This window comes from Comamonas sp. Z1 (assembly GCF_008121555.1).
GTDB lineage: Bacteria > Pseudomonadota > Gammaproteobacteria > Burkholderiales > Burkholderiaceae_C > Comamonas > Comamonas thiooxydans.
In genome coordinates this window covers 150,543-163,752 of sequence record NZ_VOQT01000006.1, presented here as the reverse complement: position 1 = coordinate 163,752, position 13,210 = coordinate 150,543, and the positions used below count along the sequence as shown (strand labels likewise).

The 13,210-nt window shown below is 62.2% G+C and carries 13 protein-coding genes; 5 read left to right on the top strand and 8 right to left on the bottom strand.

The genetic code is table 11. The annotated features are described in order from the left end of the window. Window positions 1–108: 108 nt before the first annotated feature. Window positions 109–858, top strand: coding sequence for a response regulator (locus FSY45_RS13540; RefSeq protein WP_034363143.1), 750 nt, complete (start codon window positions 109–111; stop codon window positions 856–858). After that, window positions 858–2,078, top strand: coding sequence for an ATP-binding protein (locus tag FSY45_RS13535; RefSeq protein WP_012836609.1), 1,221 nt, complete (start codon window positions 858–860; stop codon window positions 2,076–2,078). Before FSY45_RS13540 ends, FSY45_RS13535 begins: the two co-directional genes overlap by 1 nt. 52 nt (window positions 2,079–2,130) lie before the next feature. Here FSY45_RS13535 and FSY45_RS13530 read toward each other — a convergent pair whose 3' ends face one another. From FSY45_RS13530 to FSY45_RS13520, 3 genes are read right to left on the bottom strand one after another with little or no spacing between them, the layout of a single operon-like run. Beyond that, window positions 2,131–3,468: a UDP-glucose/GDP-mannose dehydrogenase family protein gene (locus tag FSY45_RS13530; RefSeq protein WP_003069626.1), complete on the bottom strand. Its 1,338-nt coding sequence runs from the start codon at window positions 3,466–3,468 to the stop codon at window positions 2,131–2,133. Next, on the bottom strand, window positions 3,465–4,475 hold the full coding sequence (locus FSY45_RS13525) for an NAD-dependent epimerase (protein ID WP_003069624.1): 1,011 nt from the start codon (window positions 4,473–4,475) through the stop codon (window positions 3,465–3,467). Before FSY45_RS13525 ends, FSY45_RS13530 begins: the two co-directional genes overlap by 4 nt. Continuing rightward, window positions 4,472–5,851: a glycosyltransferase family 39 protein gene (locus FSY45_RS13520; protein ID WP_052263520.1), complete on the bottom strand. Its 1,380-nt coding sequence runs from the start codon at window positions 5,849–5,851 to the stop codon at window positions 4,472–4,474. Before FSY45_RS13520 ends, FSY45_RS13525 begins: the two co-directional genes overlap by 4 nt. A gap of 265 nt (window positions 5,852–6,116) precedes the next feature. Here FSY45_RS13520 and FSY45_RS13515 point away from each other — a divergent pair, with 265 nt between their 5' ends. Together FSY45_RS13515 and FSY45_RS13510 are read left to right on the top strand one after the other, a co-directional pair. Beyond that, window positions 6,117–7,133: a glycosyltransferase family 2 protein gene (locus FSY45_RS13515; RefSeq protein WP_039049354.1), complete on the top strand. Its 1,017-nt coding sequence runs from the start codon at window positions 6,117–6,119 to the stop codon at window positions 7,131–7,133. 32 nt (window positions 7,134–7,165) lie between these two features. Continuing rightward, complete coding sequence (locus tag FSY45_RS13510) at window positions 7,166–8,065, top strand: lysylphosphatidylglycerol synthase transmembrane domain-containing protein (RefSeq protein ID WP_187427560.1); 900 nt, start codon at window positions 7,166–7,168, stop codon at window positions 8,063–8,065. Here FSY45_RS13510 and FSY45_RS13505 read toward each other — a convergent pair. Further along, window positions 8,056–9,354 carry an O-antigen ligase gene (locus FSY45_RS13505; RefSeq protein WP_046461722.1) on the bottom strand — a complete coding sequence of 433 codons (1,299 nt, stop codon included), beginning with the start codon at window positions 9,352–9,354 and terminating at the stop codon, window positions 8,056–8,058. The two genes, FSY45_RS13510 and FSY45_RS13505, sit on opposite strands and share 10 nt — an antisense overlap. Window positions 9,355–9,430: 76 nt before the next feature. Between FSY45_RS13505 and FSY45_RS13500 the strand changes: the two genes are divergently transcribed. Further along, on the top strand, window positions 9,431–10,195 hold the full coding sequence (locus FSY45_RS13500; protein ID WP_046461721.1) for a glycosyltransferase family 25 protein: 765 nt from the start codon (window positions 9,431–9,433) through the stop codon (window positions 10,193–10,195). Here FSY45_RS13500 and FSY45_RS13495 read toward each other — a convergent pair. The 4 genes from FSY45_RS13495 to FSY45_RS13480 all read right to left on the bottom strand — a co-directional run bounded on the left by FSY45_RS13495 (window position 10,185) and on the right by FSY45_RS13480 (window position 13,174). Beyond that, on the bottom strand, window positions 10,185–11,264 hold the full coding sequence (locus FSY45_RS13495; RefSeq protein WP_046461720.1) for a glycosyltransferase: 1,080 nt from the start codon (window positions 11,262–11,264) through the stop codon (window positions 10,185–10,187). The genes FSY45_RS13500 and FSY45_RS13495 overlap by 11 nt on opposite strands. 80 nt (window positions 11,265–11,344) lie before the next feature. Further along, complete coding sequence (locus FSY45_RS13490) at window positions 11,345–11,554, bottom strand: zinc-finger domain-containing protein (RefSeq protein WP_003059801.1); 210 nt, start codon at window positions 11,552–11,554, stop codon at window positions 11,345–11,347. Window positions 11,555–11,698: 144 nt separating this feature from the next. After that, on the bottom strand, window positions 11,699–12,637 hold the full coding sequence (locus FSY45_RS13485) for a branched-chain amino acid transaminase (RefSeq protein WP_046461719.1): 939 nt from the start codon (window positions 12,635–12,637) through the stop codon (window positions 11,699–11,701). Window positions 12,638–12,718: 81 nt separating this feature from the next. Continuing rightward, window positions 12,719–13,174, bottom strand: coding sequence for a hypothetical protein (locus FSY45_RS13480; protein ID WP_012836619.1), 456 nt, complete (start codon window positions 13,172–13,174; stop codon window positions 12,719–12,721). Window positions 13,175–13,210 lie beyond the last annotated feature (36 nt).

Genomic DNA, 13,210 nt, shown 5'->3' with positions numbered 1-13,210 from the left:
GCTATTGTTTTTGAGTGACTCGGCGTTTACCCAACTTTACGCACCAGACAAGAGCAGGTCACCTGCGTGCTGCAGCATGACGTCTTGAAGAAATACCGAGGCGCGAGCATGACTACACTGCCCCCTATGAGCACGCACCAACTTCTGATGATTGAGGACGACGTTCGCCTGGCGCAAATGGTGAGCGATTACCTGGGCAATAACGGCCTGGAAGTGACCCATATGGCTGACGGCAAAAGCGGCCTCGAACAGCTGCAGCCCAGCGATGGTGGCTCGGTCGAGCTGCCCGACCTGGTGATCCTTGACCTGATGCTGCCCGACATGGACGGTCTCGAGGTCTGCCGTCGCATACGCTCCATGCCCGGCACTCCGGCACAGGTCCCCGTGCTGATGCTGACCGCCAAGGGCGATCCCATGGACCGCATCATCGGTCTGGAACTGGGCGCCGACGACTATCTGCCCAAGCCTTTCGAGCCGCGCGAGCTGCTGGCCCGCATTCGCGCCATCCTGCGCCGTAAAGGCAGCGAGAGCCAGGCGACCCCCGCCAATGCCGTCATGCGCTTCGGCAGCCTGGAAATCGATCGCGATGCCCGTACCGTGTCGGTGGGCGAGCAGCAGGCCGACCTCACCTCCTACCAGTTCGACCTGCTCGTGGCACTGGCCGAGCGCGCCGGTCGCGTTCTGACGCGCGACCAGATCATGGAAGCCGTGCGCGGCCGCGAACTGGAGGCCTTCGACCGCTCCATCGACGTGCATATGGGCCGCATCCGCGCCGCTATTGAAGCCGACCCCAAGGCTCCCAAGCGCATTCTCACGGTGCGCGGTGTGGGCTACGTTTTTGCCAAGCAACAAGACTGATGAAGCTGCTGCATGCTTTCTCCCAGCGCCTGTATCTGCGCATCTGGCTGGCGGTGGTAGTCGGCGTGGCCGTGCTCACGCTGTGCGTGGCCTGGGCCTGGAATATTGCCGAAGAGCAGCGCGCTCAGAACAGCACCACGCCGCCCTCGCGCGAGATGGTGCTCAAAGGCCCCGAGGGCGAGGTGCTGGTGGAGGGGCGCGGCAACCGCATCTCCGGCTCGCCCGTAGATGGCGTGCGTTTTGAAATTGCCGCCCGGGACGGGCAGGTCTATGAGCTATGGATGGCGCCACGTGAGTGGCGTGAGGGCCGCCCTCCCCCGCGTGATGGTGCCGTCGCCTTTTGGCTGCGGCCGCCGTTCGGCTTTTTGTGGATGCTGGGCCTGGTCGGCGTGGCAGTGGTTGTGGGCGTGTTCCCCATCATTCGCCGTCTGCTCAAGCGTCTGGAAAACCTGCAGCGCGGCGTCAAGCGCTTTGGCGAGGGTGATCTGTCGGTGCGTGTCCCCGAGCATGGGCATGACGAGGTGGCGGATCTGGCGCACCAGTTCAACGCTGCTGCAGCGCGCATAGAGACCTTGATGACCTCTCACAAATCTCTGTTGGCCAACGCCTCGCATGAACTGCGCTCGCCGTTGACGCGCATCCGCATGGGCCTGGAGTTCATGGGTGACGACCCGGCCAGCGCACGCGCCAAGGCCGAGATCCAGCGCAATATTGGCGAGCTTGACCAACTGGTCGACGAGATCCTGCTGGCCAGCCGCCTGGACTCCAGCGAGGTCGATGTGGGCACGGTGGAGTCGGTCGATCTGATCGGTCTGGCGGCCGAGGAATGCGCGCGCATCGATGCCGATCTGGAGATGCAGACCGATGGTCCGCTTGAGGTGCAGGGGATCGCGAAACTGCTGCGCCGTGCCGTGCGCAATCTGCTGGAGAATGCGCGCCGCTACAGCGAGGGCGAGATCACTCTGTCCCTGTCCAAACAGGATGGCATGGCGTTGATCCGTGTCGAGGATCACGGCCCCGGGGTTCCCAAGGCGCAGCGCGAGCGTATCTTCGAGAAGTTCTATCGCCTGCCCGGGGCCAGCGAGCGCTCCGGCGGCGTGGGCCTGGGCCTGTCGCTGGTGCGTTCGATCGCCGAGCGCCATGGCGGCACCGTGCACTGCGAGGCGCGCCAGGACGGCCGCAGCGGTGCGAGCTTTGTGATCTGCCTGCCGCTGTCCTGAGCCGCTGCCCGGAAAAAAGCCCTGCAGGTTTCTGCCTGCGGGGCTTTTTGTTTCAGCGCGGCTGCTGGGCGGGGCGGCCTATGGAGACATAGCCCAGGCCATGGCTGGCAGGTAGGGCAGGCTCGTAGAGGTTGCGGCCGTCAAAAATCATTCTGTCGTTCAGTGTTGCGGCCAGCAGGTCGAAGTCCGGCGCACGGAATATCTGCCATTCGGTCACGATGGCCAGACTGTCTGCATCCTGCACGGCAGCCAGGGGGCTATCCACCAGCTCCAGGTCGGCACGCTCGCCGTAGATGCGACGGGCTTCCTTCATGGCAACGGGATCGTAGGCCTTCACCTTGGCACCGGCGGCCCAGAGAGACTCCAGAAGATTGCGGCTGGGCGCTTCGCGCATATCGTCGGTATTGGGCTTGAAAGCCAGGCCCCAGACGGCGATGGTCTTGCCCTCAAGCTGGCCGCTGTAGAAGGCGCTGATGCGCTCGAACAGCACATTGCGCTGGGCATGGTTGCGGTCCTCTACGGCATTGAGCAGCAGAGGCTCAAACTCGACCTCTCTGGCGGTGTGGATCAGCGCCTTCACGTCCTTGGGAAAGCAGCTGCCGCCATAGCCCACGCCCGGGTAGATGAAGTGATAGCCGATGCGCGGATCGCTGCCAATGCCGCGGCGCACGGCCTCCACGTTGGCCCCCAGCTTTTCCGCCAGGTTGGCAATCTCGTTCATGAAGCTGATCTTGGTCGCCAGCATGGCATTGGCCGCATATTTGGTCAGCTCGGCGCTTCGGACATCCATCATCACGATCTTGTCGCGATTGCGGTTGAAGGGAGCGTAGAGCTCGCGCAGCTTGGCTTCGGAAGCCGGGTTGCCGGTGCCGATGATGATGCGGTCCGGGCGCTGGCAATCGCCCACTGCCGCGCCTTCCTTGAGGAACTCGGGGTTGGACACCACATCGAAAGGGTGCTGCAGATTGCGCTGTGCAAGGCCTTCGGCAATCACGGCCGAGACCTTGTCCGCCGTGCCCACGGGCACGGTCGATTTGTTGATGACGATGCGCGGTCCGTCCATGTGCTGGGCGATGGTGCGGGCCACGGCCAGCACATATTGCAGGTCGGCGCTGCCGTCTTCGTCGGGCGGCGTGCCCACGGCCAGAAAGATCAGCTCGCTGTGCGCCACGCCTTCGGCGGCATTGGTGGTGAACTGCAAACGTCCCAGTTGCTGGTTGTTGATGACGAGTGCATCGAGGCCTGGTTCATGGATGGGAATCTGTCCGGCCTTGAGTGCCGCGACTTTCTTCTCATCCACATCCACGCAAAGCACCTGGTGGCCGACATCGGCCAGCACGGCACCTTGCACAAGACCGACATAGCCGGTACCAAAGACAGTAACTTTCATACGCGATAAAAAGAGCGATACCAATCCACAAAATGCTGCACGCCGGTGGCCACGGGCATGGCCGGCGAGAAGCCGACCCAGGCTTGCAGGGCACGCGTGTCGGCCGAGGTGCTGTGCATGTCGCCGGGCTGTATGGGCAGCATTTGCTTGCGGGCGGTAATTTTCAGGGCGCCCTCCAGTGCCGCGATGTAGTCCATCAGCACGGTGGGCGAGTTGTTGCCTATATTGAAGATGCGATAGGGCGCGGTGCTGGTGCCGGGATTGGGGTTCCGGCTGTCATAGCCGGCGTCGGGCGTGGCGGGCTTGTCCAGCACGCGCATGATGCCTTCGACGATATCGTCGATATAGGTGAAGTCGCGCACCAGCTTGCCTTCGCCATAGACATCGATGCTCTCGCCCGCCAGCATGGCCTTGGTGAACTTGAACAAGGCCATGTCGGGGCGGCCCCAGGGGCCGTACACCGTGAAGAAGCGCAGGCCTGTGGTGGGAATGCCGTAGAGGTGCGCATAGCTATGGGCCATCAGCTCATTGGCCTTCTTGGTGGCTGCGTAGTAGCTGATGGGGTGGTCCACCGCATCGCTTTCGGCAAACGGCATCCTGGTGTTGCCGCCATAGACGCTGGAGCTGCTGGCATAGACCAGATGCTCGACCTGGTGCTTGCGGCAGCCTTGCAAGATATTGCCAAAGCCCAGCAGATTCGAATCGGTGTAGTCGTCGGGCTGATCGATGGAGTAGCGCACACCGGCTTGTGCGGCCAGGTGCAGAACTTTGCTGGGGGCTGCCTCGGCAAACAGGTCGGCCATGCCTTGCCGGTCCGCCAGATCGAGTTCCACAAAGCGGAAGTGGGCGTGTGGGCGCAACTCGGCGAGGCGGGCATGCTTGAGCGCCACGTCGTAGTAGTTGTTGAGGTTGTCGATACCAAGCACGGGCACGCCTTGCTCAAGCAGTCGCTTGGCGCAATGCATGCCGATAAAGCCGGCACAGCCGGTGATCAGGACGGGATTCATGGGGCAATCCAGAGATATTGGTATTGCGCAGGTGTTGCGCTGGCAGGCATTTTCTCGAAAGGCATGCTCAGTGTCTGCAGCGCGGTTTTTGCCTGGGTGGTGAAGATGCCGTCCCACCAGCCCGCGACGGGCTTGTCGGCGCGTGTGATCAGCAGCAGGCCGCCTGTGGTATCGGCGCCGGCCTGAGATAGACATTGCCTCAGCAGTGCGCCATCAGAGCAGCCCAGGGCGTATGTTTGCGGGAACTGCGAATGCAGCATGGCCGCCAGCATATGGTCCGAGCCGACGATGACTCCCTTGCCGCTGTAGCCGGCCTGGCGCAGTTCCTGGGCCAGCGTCTTGACCGGGTGGTTGAGTTCGTCGGGATCGTTCTTGCGGCCGCCCTGCCAAGGGCGCAGCGTGGCCATGATCAGAAAGATCAGGGCAAAGACGATGACGAAGACGGTGAACAGGCGGCCCACGCCTTGTTCCAGCAGTGCCGGGCGCCAGACATAAAGGGCCAAGGGGGCAACAGCCGTCAGAGGCAGCATCCAGCGCTGCTTGAAGTCCGTGACATCGGCAGCCAGCACCATGGCCAGCAGGCAGACGGCAATGATGAGCAGGTAGTTGCGCAGCAAAGGCCTGGCCCAGACCTGGGCCGGCAAAGACGCATTGATGCCTGGTCTCCAGAGTCTGGAGCGGTAGCTGATCAGAGCGGCAATCAGCCACAGGCCCAAGGTCGAAAGCAGGGCCTTGAGCAGATTGCCCAGACCTTTCAGATGCGAGGCCTCGGTGGAGATGGACATCTTCTGTACGGTCTCGGTGGTTGCCATGCCCCAGTGCGAAGCCAGCCAGAAGCCATGGGGCGCAAACACCAGCAAGCCCACCAGCGGAGCCAGCCACCAGCCCCTGGCGAAGATGGCCGAGCGGACCTGTGCCACCGTCATGGAGGCCAGAAACAAGGCGCCAATAAGCATGGCATAGCTGTATTTGGACAGCATGCCCAGACCGCAGAAGAGGCCGATCAAAACAAAATTGACGGCCTGCGGCTTTTGAACCTGGCGCAGTACGGCCCACCACAAGCCCATGGTCATGGCCGTCACCATCACCGTATGCGTCTGGTCGCGCAGCGAGTCCCAGCCGAAGGGCGGCATCAGCAGCAGACCTGCGGCAACCCACCAGGCACCTTTCTGACCCAGCAACTGCCGGCCAGCCAGCCATGCCAGGCAATAGGCCAGGGCAATCAGCAGATGTTTGAGCAGGGCCAGTGCCAGCACCGAAGGGCCGAGAAGCTGACAGACCGCCCATTGCATCCAGGTATACAGAGGCGGCTGCGGGCCATAACCCAGCTGCAATTGCTGGGCCCAGAGAATCTGTTCGGACTCATCCCATTTCATGCCTGCTGAAATGCTGATACGGGAAACGATATGGGCAAAAACTAAAAGAGCCAGCCATATCCATGGCTTGGCATAAAGGGTCTGTTGCCAGTCTGGGCGAATAGAAGTCGAGGAGTTTGATGCCATAGGATTTGGCGGGTGCACATGTTTTGATAGTGCGCACTTACGATTGCGCTTGGCTTTGCAGGCCAAACAATGGGCCTGGCGCAAATGGCACCTAGGGTATTCAGTTAGTATAGGTGACTGTTATCCAAAATCATTGAGCATGACGTCCGTGCACGATTCCAATCCCGAAGTTTCCATCGTTGTTCCTGTTTATAACGAGTTCGATAATCTGCCCGACCTGGTGGCCCGCATTGACGAGGCCATGCGCACCCAGCCGCTGAGCTACGAACTGATTGCGGTGGACGATGGCTCGACGGATGGCAGTGCCAGGCGTCTGCGCGAGCTGGCCGAGCAGCACCCCTGGGTGCGTGCCGTCTGTCTGGTGCGCAACTACGGCCAGTCCAGCGCCCTGCAGGCCGGCTTTGACCGGGTGCGCGGCCGGTATGTGGTCACGCTGGATGCCGACCTGCAAAACGAACCCGGCGATATTCCGCTGTTGCTGGAGCGTCTGGAAAACGATCCCGATGTGGACATGATCTCGGGCTGGCGCAAGAACCGCCAGGACAAGGCGCTGTCGCGCCGCCTGCCCTCGGTGCTGGCCAACCGCCTGATTTCCAAATTCACCAATGTGCAGCTGCACGACTATGGCTGTGCATTGAAGGCCTATCGCCGCGAGATCATCGACCGCATTCGCCTCTATGGCGAGATGCATCGCTTCATCCCTTCACTGGCGCGTGATGCCGGCGCGCGTATCACTGAGATTCCGGTGCGTCACCATGCACGCACGCGCGGTGTTTCCAAATACGGCATAGATCGCACCTTCCGGGTGATTCTGGATCTGATCTTCATTGTATTTTTCATGCGCTTTCGTCAGCGTCCCCTGCATGCCTTCGGCGGCATGGGGCTGTGGATGGCAACGCCTGGCGTGCTGATCCTGCTGTGGCTGCTGGCACAGAAGATCATGGGTGAATCGATTGGCGGCCGGCCCCTCTTGATGGCAGGGGTCATGCTGGTGCTGATGGGCATGCAGTTCATCGCGGCGGGCCTGATCGGCGAGCTGCTGACGCGTATCTATTACGAGTCGGGCAGCGGCCTGCAGTACTACGCCAAGGATTACGGCGCTGTCGAACACAAGCCTGCAGACAAGGCCGCGAAAACCGAGACCGCGGTTCTGTGAGCAAGGCGCGAAAGGCGTTTGTCCGGGCCCTGATGGGCATCGCTTTGCTGGCAGCCGTTGTCTATCTCGCCAACCCTGTGCAACTGTGGGGCCGGCTGCAACAGGCCAGCCCCTGGTGGTTGCTGGGGGGCCTGGGGATTTCCATTGCCTCGAACGCAGTGTCGGCATGGCGCTGGCGCGCCATGGCGCGGTGGCTCGGGGCCGAGATGTCGCTGGCCTCAGGTATGCGCTGGTATTTTCAGGCGATTGGCCTGAATGTGTTGCTGCCTGGCGCTGTTGTGGGCGGTGATGTCTATCGTGCGATTGCGCTGCAGAAGACCGGGCAGACCAAGGCGGCCAGCAATCTCTCGGTGATTCTGGATAGGGTCAGCGGTCTGTGGATGCTGTGCGCGATCGGCGGTCTGGGTGCGGTGGCTTGCGCTTCCACGCTGGCCCCCTGGGTGCGCCTGAATACCGCTCTCTTCATCACGCTGCTGCTTGCCGTCACCGTGATCTGGCTGCTGCTGCCCTGGGCCTTGCTGCAGGGTCTGCGCAGCCACTGGTTCAAGTTGCCTGGTGCATGGCTGGAGCCTGTGCGTACGGCGGCCAACCGCCCTGACTTTCTTTCGCAGCTTTGGCTGCAGGCGGCATCCTCGGCACTCGTGCAACTGCTGTCTGCTGCTGCGCTGGCCTGCGGCGCGATCGCTCTGGGCCTGCATTTGCCGCTGGTCGTCTGGGCCTTTGTCATCGCCCCCGTGTTCCTGATGGCGGCATTGCCGGTGAGTGTGGGCGGCTGGGGCACCCGTGAAGCCGCTGCAGTGGCAGCCCTGGCTCCCTTCGGAGTACCTGCGGTACTAGCGGTTGGGGTTGGGCTCTTGTATGGTGTCTTTGCCCTGGGCCAGGGGGCTCTGGGAGCTCTGGCCCTGGGTTTGCCGGGCAGGTCTCAGGACTGAGTTTTGGTGACTGCAGACTGGGTTTCCATTCTGCAAATACCGCCCCAGAGCACGGCGAGGCTGAAAATATAGAACATGTTTCCGCTGTTGTGCGCGAAGAACACCTGGGTCCAGCCAAAGCCGAAGTAGGCCAGCGGCAGCAGCGTGGCGGCCGCGCGCAGAGCCAGCAGCTTGGAGCGCTGCGCCGCATCGGCGTGGGCCAGACGGCGCTGCGTGGGCCAGAAAATGGCTGCAGGCACGGCATAGAACGCCAGCAGCAGGATCAGACCCGGCAGCCCGCGCTTGACCCACATGTCCAGGATTTCATTGTGCGCATGCCCATATTCCATGACCGAAGGGTGGGCCAGGCCTTGATCGACCATTTGCTGCTTGGCCGCAGGGTAGCCGGCCAGTCCCCAGCCGCTGAAGGGGCGCTGCTCGATCAGATGAATCGCAAGCCGCCATTGCTCCAGGCGCTGGCCGACCGAGGTCACCGCATATTTCTGGGGATCCTGCAGATACTGTGAGACTTCACGCGCGGCTTCGGCGCTGCGCTGCTCGAGCTTTGGGTAGGCCGGCACTGCCACGATCAGCCCGAGCAGCAGCATGGCTCCCGCCGTCATGCTGGCCAGACGCTTGTAGCCATTGAGCCATGCCATCAGCCAGATGGCCGCAATCAGCAGTGGGATCACGACCCAGGAGCCGCGGGAGTCGGAAAGAAAGGACGCATAAATACCGCATGCAGCCATTAGCCCCAGAGCTGCTGCTTGAGACTTGCTCCAGCGGCCCAGCAAAGCCAGGGACAAGGTGGCAAAACCCATATACATGGCGATGCCACCATACTGGATGGCATTGGTAAAGCCCGAAACACGCGGCATCTTGAGCACGCCGGCCTGATAGGCGGCAATCGCCAGAGCACCCACACTACCCAGAGCCAGGCCCCAGACAATGGCCGTGAGCCGGAGACCGGTTTTGCTCAGATACCAGAGGCAGAGAGCGGCCAGCGCGTATTTCGCGCCATAACCCCAGCCCGCCGCCGAGAACCAGTGGTCGAAGGACAGGCTCCAGAGCAGGCCCAGCACCAGCAGCAGGCCCACCAGCACGAAAGTCTCGCGCCTGGCAAGGCCTTGGGGGCGGGCCGCGATACAACCGGCGAGAGTCAAAAGGGCCAGGGCCGTGGATCCGTAGGAGTAGCCAGAGGGGACGCAAAGACTCAGCGCAAAGAATGCAAAGCAGGCGGCATCGAGGGCATGAGCAAGAGCAGCGGTCCGCTTGCCGGTTCGAGGTGTGGCTTGTGTAGGCACATTCATAGTTGTCAATCAGGTTCTCCTGCGTGGCGGTTGGCTTCAACCTACACTGCAGGTCTTGTATTCGGTGCAGAAGTGTATGTCGTCATTACCCATTGTCTTTATCAATTTGTCCAAGGATGCGGAGCGTCGCGAGCGCATGACGGCCCAGTTCGCACAAATGGGGCTGACGGCGTCGCGCTTGCCTGCCGTGTGGTGGGCGGATCTGTCCGAGGCCGAGCAAAAGGCCTTCTTTTGCGCGCCGCAAAGCCATGGCCGCTATTTCAAGCCCCTGAGCAACGGCGAGAAGGGCTGTTACGCCAGTCATCTGAGGTCATGGCAGCAGCTGCTGGGCAGCGATGCGCCGGCCATGGTGGTCTTTGAAGATGATGTGCGGCTGCTGCCGCAGCTGCCGCAGGCGCTGGCTGCGATAGAGGCACTTCCCGCAGATGGCAGCTGGGACATGATCAAGCTCTACGGGCGCGAGCCGGAAAAGATCGCCAACCAAGGCCCGCTGGTCGCGGGTGCCCTGCAGCTGATCTCCTATCAGCGGGTGCCCAGCTTTGCCGCCGGCTATGTCATCAGCCGCAGCGGCGCGCGCAAGATGCTGGAAACGCGCATGCCGTTCGACAGGCCGGTGGATGTGGATATCCGCTTCTGGTTTGAAAACGATTTGCGCGTTTACGGGGTCTATCCCTCGGTCATCGCCCTGGACGACACCAGCGAGATCAGCAGCATCTGGGCCCAGCAGGCGGCGCCTGCGAGTCGCCTGCAGAAATTGCGCAAGTTCAAGATGAAGCTGGCATTGAACTGGGGCAATCTGCGAGCCTCAAAACCCCAGGTAGCGGCGGTTCTCAGGCCTTGAGCAGGCCCTGATACTGGCTCCACATCTGCTCGCGCCCGTAGTGGGCGAGTGCATGCGCCCGCGCGGCCGAGCCCAGACGCTGGGCCAGGGCCGTATCCTGCAGCAGTCTTTGCAATGCATCGGCCATGGCGCCGGGATCGGATTGCGGCACACGCAGGCCGTTCACCTCGGGGCTCACGACTTCTCGGGCGCCTATGACATCGGAGACCACACAGGCACAGCCTGCGGCCATGCCCTCCACCAGGGCCAGAGGCATGCCTTCCCAATGCGTGGCCAGAACAAAGATCTGCGTTCTCGACAGCCGCTGGGGCAGATCCGAGACATTGCCGAGGAAGCACACCTGCTGCTCAAGTCCGAGCTCGGCCACCAGTCGCTCGGCCTTGGTCCTGAGCGAGCTCTTGCCCGCGCCGGCCAGATAGAGTGTGGGCCTTAGGCCGCGTTGCCTGAGAGTGGCCATAGCCCTGATCAGCGTGTCGTGATCCTTCTGGCGGGCAAAGCGCGAGGCCATGTAAATCGCGGGTTCGCGCTCCAGCCATAGCGGGGGCATGGCCTCCTGGGGAAAGCGCGTCAGGTCGATGCCGTTGCAGATTGCAATGCATTTTTCGGCCGGGAAACCGCGCTCCACCAGGCTGGTCCTGACGCCTTCGGAGACGCCGATATGGGCCTGGGTGAAGGGCTCCAGCGCCAGGGCCTGGCGCAGACGACGCGGCGTGTAGCGCTCGCGCGAGTTGTGCTCCACATGAAAGATATGCGCCACACCCTCGGCTGCAGCAGCGCGCCTGCCCCAGATATGGTCGCTGAAGCCGTGGGCGAACACCGCATCGGGCCTGAAGCCGCGAATGATCTTGCGCAGCTCCCAGACAGTCAGTGCATGCAGCCAGTTGGAGACCACGATGACCTGCAGGCCTTGCTGGCGCAGGGCCTCGATCTTGCGCTCGTCCGTGCTGGGCTTGCGGCGCAGCACCAGCAGAACCTCATGGCCGGGCGTGCGCAGCGCGGCCAGGCTCAGGTCCACGGCGACCTGGGTGGCACCGGAGAAGCCTCCGGTAACAAAGTGAAGAATGCGCATGGCTCGCTATCGTGGCTCGCAAATGAAAAAAGCATCTGGTCGTCCGCTGGAGCGACCAGATGCCTTGGGGATCGAAGGAATCAATGTCCGCCGGCAAACACCTCACCGGCCTTGAGGCGGTAGGTCGTGCCGCAATAAGGGCATTTGGCGTCGCCGGTTTTGGCCACGTCCAGATAGACCTTGGGGTGGCTGTTCCACAGCTTCATGTCGGCCTTGGGGCTTGGGCAGAACACGCCACCTTGTGCGTTGAGGTCTTTGGCGGCCAGTTCGACGACGGCATTCGTGGTCATTTCTCGTATCTTTCGTGTTTTCAATAATGAAGCATGGCCGGAAATACTGGCGCAATTGAGGTCAGAAGCACCAATCAAGGGCCGTCCCGCAGCGACGGTGCTGTCCCCCGAGGGGGAAGCGGCAAAGCCGCCCAGGGGGGTGATTTATACCAAGGTCAGCCAGTGTGCGTACTTGGGATTGCGGCCGTTGACGATGTCAAAGTAGGCCGCCTGGATTTTCTCGGTGATCGGGCCGCGGCGGCCTTCGCCGATCTGCACGCGGTCCACTTCGCGGATGGGCGTGACTTCTGCGGCGGTGCCGGTGAAGAACAGCTCGTCCGAGATGTAAAGCTCATCACGGGTGATGCGCTTTTGCACCACTTCCAGGCCCAGGTCCTTGCAGATGTGCAGCACGGTGTTGCGCGTGATGCCGTTGAGTGCGCCGGCGGATAGATCGGGTGTGTAGATCACGCCATCCTTGATCACAAAGATGTTCTCGCCCGATCCTTCGGAGACAAAGCCCGATGCGTCCAGCAGGATGGCCTCGTCGTAGCCGTCGTCCAGAGCCTCGGTATTGGCCAGGATGGAATTGGTGTAGTTGCTCACCGCCTTCGCCTGGCTCATGGTGATGTTCACATGGTGGCGGGTGTAGCTGGAAATCTTGGTGCGGATGCCGCGCTGCATGCCTTCCTCGCCCAGATAGGCGCCCCAGGCCCAGGCAGCCACCATCAGGTGGATGGTATTGCCCTTGGGCGAGACACCCAGCTTGCGGTCGCCGATCCAGGTCAGCGGGCGCAGATAGCAGGATTTGAGGCCGTTGGCCTTGACCACCTCGACCTGAGCCTGGTTGACCTGCTCCTGGCTGAATGGGATCTGCATGCGCAGGATCTTGGCGCTGTTGAACAGGCGCTTGGTGTGCTCTTCGAGGCGGAAGATGGCCGTGCCCTGTGCGGTTTCATAGGCGCGCACGCCTTCAAAGGCGCCGCAGCCATAGTGCAGCGTATGGGTCAGCACGTGGATCTTGGCATCGCGCCACTCCACCAGCTGACCATCCATCCAGATCTTGCCGTCGCGGTCGGACATCGAGGGAACAACAGGGCTCATAAAACCATCCTCTATGGGTTGTGTGTTCGGCGGGCGCTGCTGCCGGGTCGGCGGCAGCGCTTGTCTCCTGAAGCTGCCATTTTAGGGGGAGGTGGGCTCCGATGTCCGGTCTGTTGCTTGCGCATCAGCCGCCGCCGAGTCTTCCTTTTGCTCGGGACGCTGCAGCTCCCACTTCATGAGACGGCCGGCGACAAACTCGCAGGTCACATGGGACTGTGTGCCGTCGGTCCAGCGGTAGATCTCGGGGCTCTGGCCCTCTTCGGACAGACGCTGGCCCAGAGAACGGGTCATGGCCACCACATGGACCAGAGGGGCCTTGGGCTTGAGCTTGGCATTGAGCATCACGGCGCTGCCCACATAGCCGATAGGCCGGTCCGACGCCTTCTTCATGATGGACATCAGGCGAGTGAAGTGCAGCAGCACCCACATGATGATGCCGCCTGCCACGGCCGCCACGCCGGGCCAGCCCGCAGAGTTGTAGGCTGCGATCACCAGCACGATCAAGCCCAGGGGAACCAAAATATTGCGCAAATTCATGGGCTTATTGTCTTACGAGGGTATGGGTTTGAGTGT

Excerpts from the sequence above, each read along its gene's own strand:
- FSY45_RS13540 (WP_034363143.1), top strand. The coding sequence starts at position 109 with ATGACTACACTGCCCCCTATGAGCACGCACCAACTTCTGATGATTGAG.
- FSY45_RS13535 (WP_012836609.1), top strand. The coding sequence starts at position 858 with ATGAAGCTGCTGCATGCTTTCTCCCAGCGCCTGTATCTGCGCATCTGG.
- FSY45_RS13530 (WP_003069626.1), bottom strand. The coding sequence starts at position 3,468 with ATGAAAGTTACTGTCTTTGGTACCGGCTATGTCGGTCTTGTGCAAGGT.
- FSY45_RS13525 (WP_003069624.1), bottom strand. The coding sequence starts at position 4,475 with ATGAATCCCGTCCTGATCACCGGCTGTGCCGGCTTTATCGGCATGCAT.
- FSY45_RS13520 (WP_052263520.1), bottom strand. The coding sequence starts at position 5,851 with ATGAAATGGGATGAGTCCGAACAGATTCTCTGGGCCCAGCAATTGCAG.
- FSY45_RS13515 (WP_039049354.1), top strand. The coding sequence starts at position 6,117 with ATGACGTCCGTGCACGATTCCAATCCCGAAGTTTCCATCGTTGTTCCT.
- FSY45_RS13510 (WP_187427560.1), top strand. The coding sequence starts at position 7,166 with ATGGGCATCGCTTTGCTGGCAGCCGTTGTCTATCTCGCCAACCCTGTG.
- FSY45_RS13505 (WP_046461722.1), bottom strand. The coding sequence starts at position 9,354 with ATGAATGTGCCTACACAAGCCACACCTCGAACCGGCAAGCGGACCGCT.
- FSY45_RS13500 (WP_046461721.1), top strand. The coding sequence starts at position 9,431 with ATGTCGTCATTACCCATTGTCTTTATCAATTTGTCCAAGGATGCGGAG.
- FSY45_RS13495 (WP_046461720.1), bottom strand. The coding sequence starts at position 11,264 with ATGCGCATTCTTCACTTTGTTACCGGAGGCTTCTCCGGTGCCACCCAG.
- FSY45_RS13490 (WP_003059801.1), bottom strand. The coding sequence starts at position 11,554 with ATGACCACGAATGCCGTCGTCGAACTGGCCGCCAAAGACCTCAACGCA.
- FSY45_RS13485 (WP_046461719.1), bottom strand. The coding sequence starts at position 12,637 with ATGAGCCCTGTTGTTCCCTCGATGTCCGACCGCGACGGCAAGATCTGG.
- FSY45_RS13480 (WP_012836619.1), bottom strand. The coding sequence starts at position 13,174 with ATGAATTTGCGCAATATTTTGGTTCCCCTGGGCTTGATCGTGCTGGTG.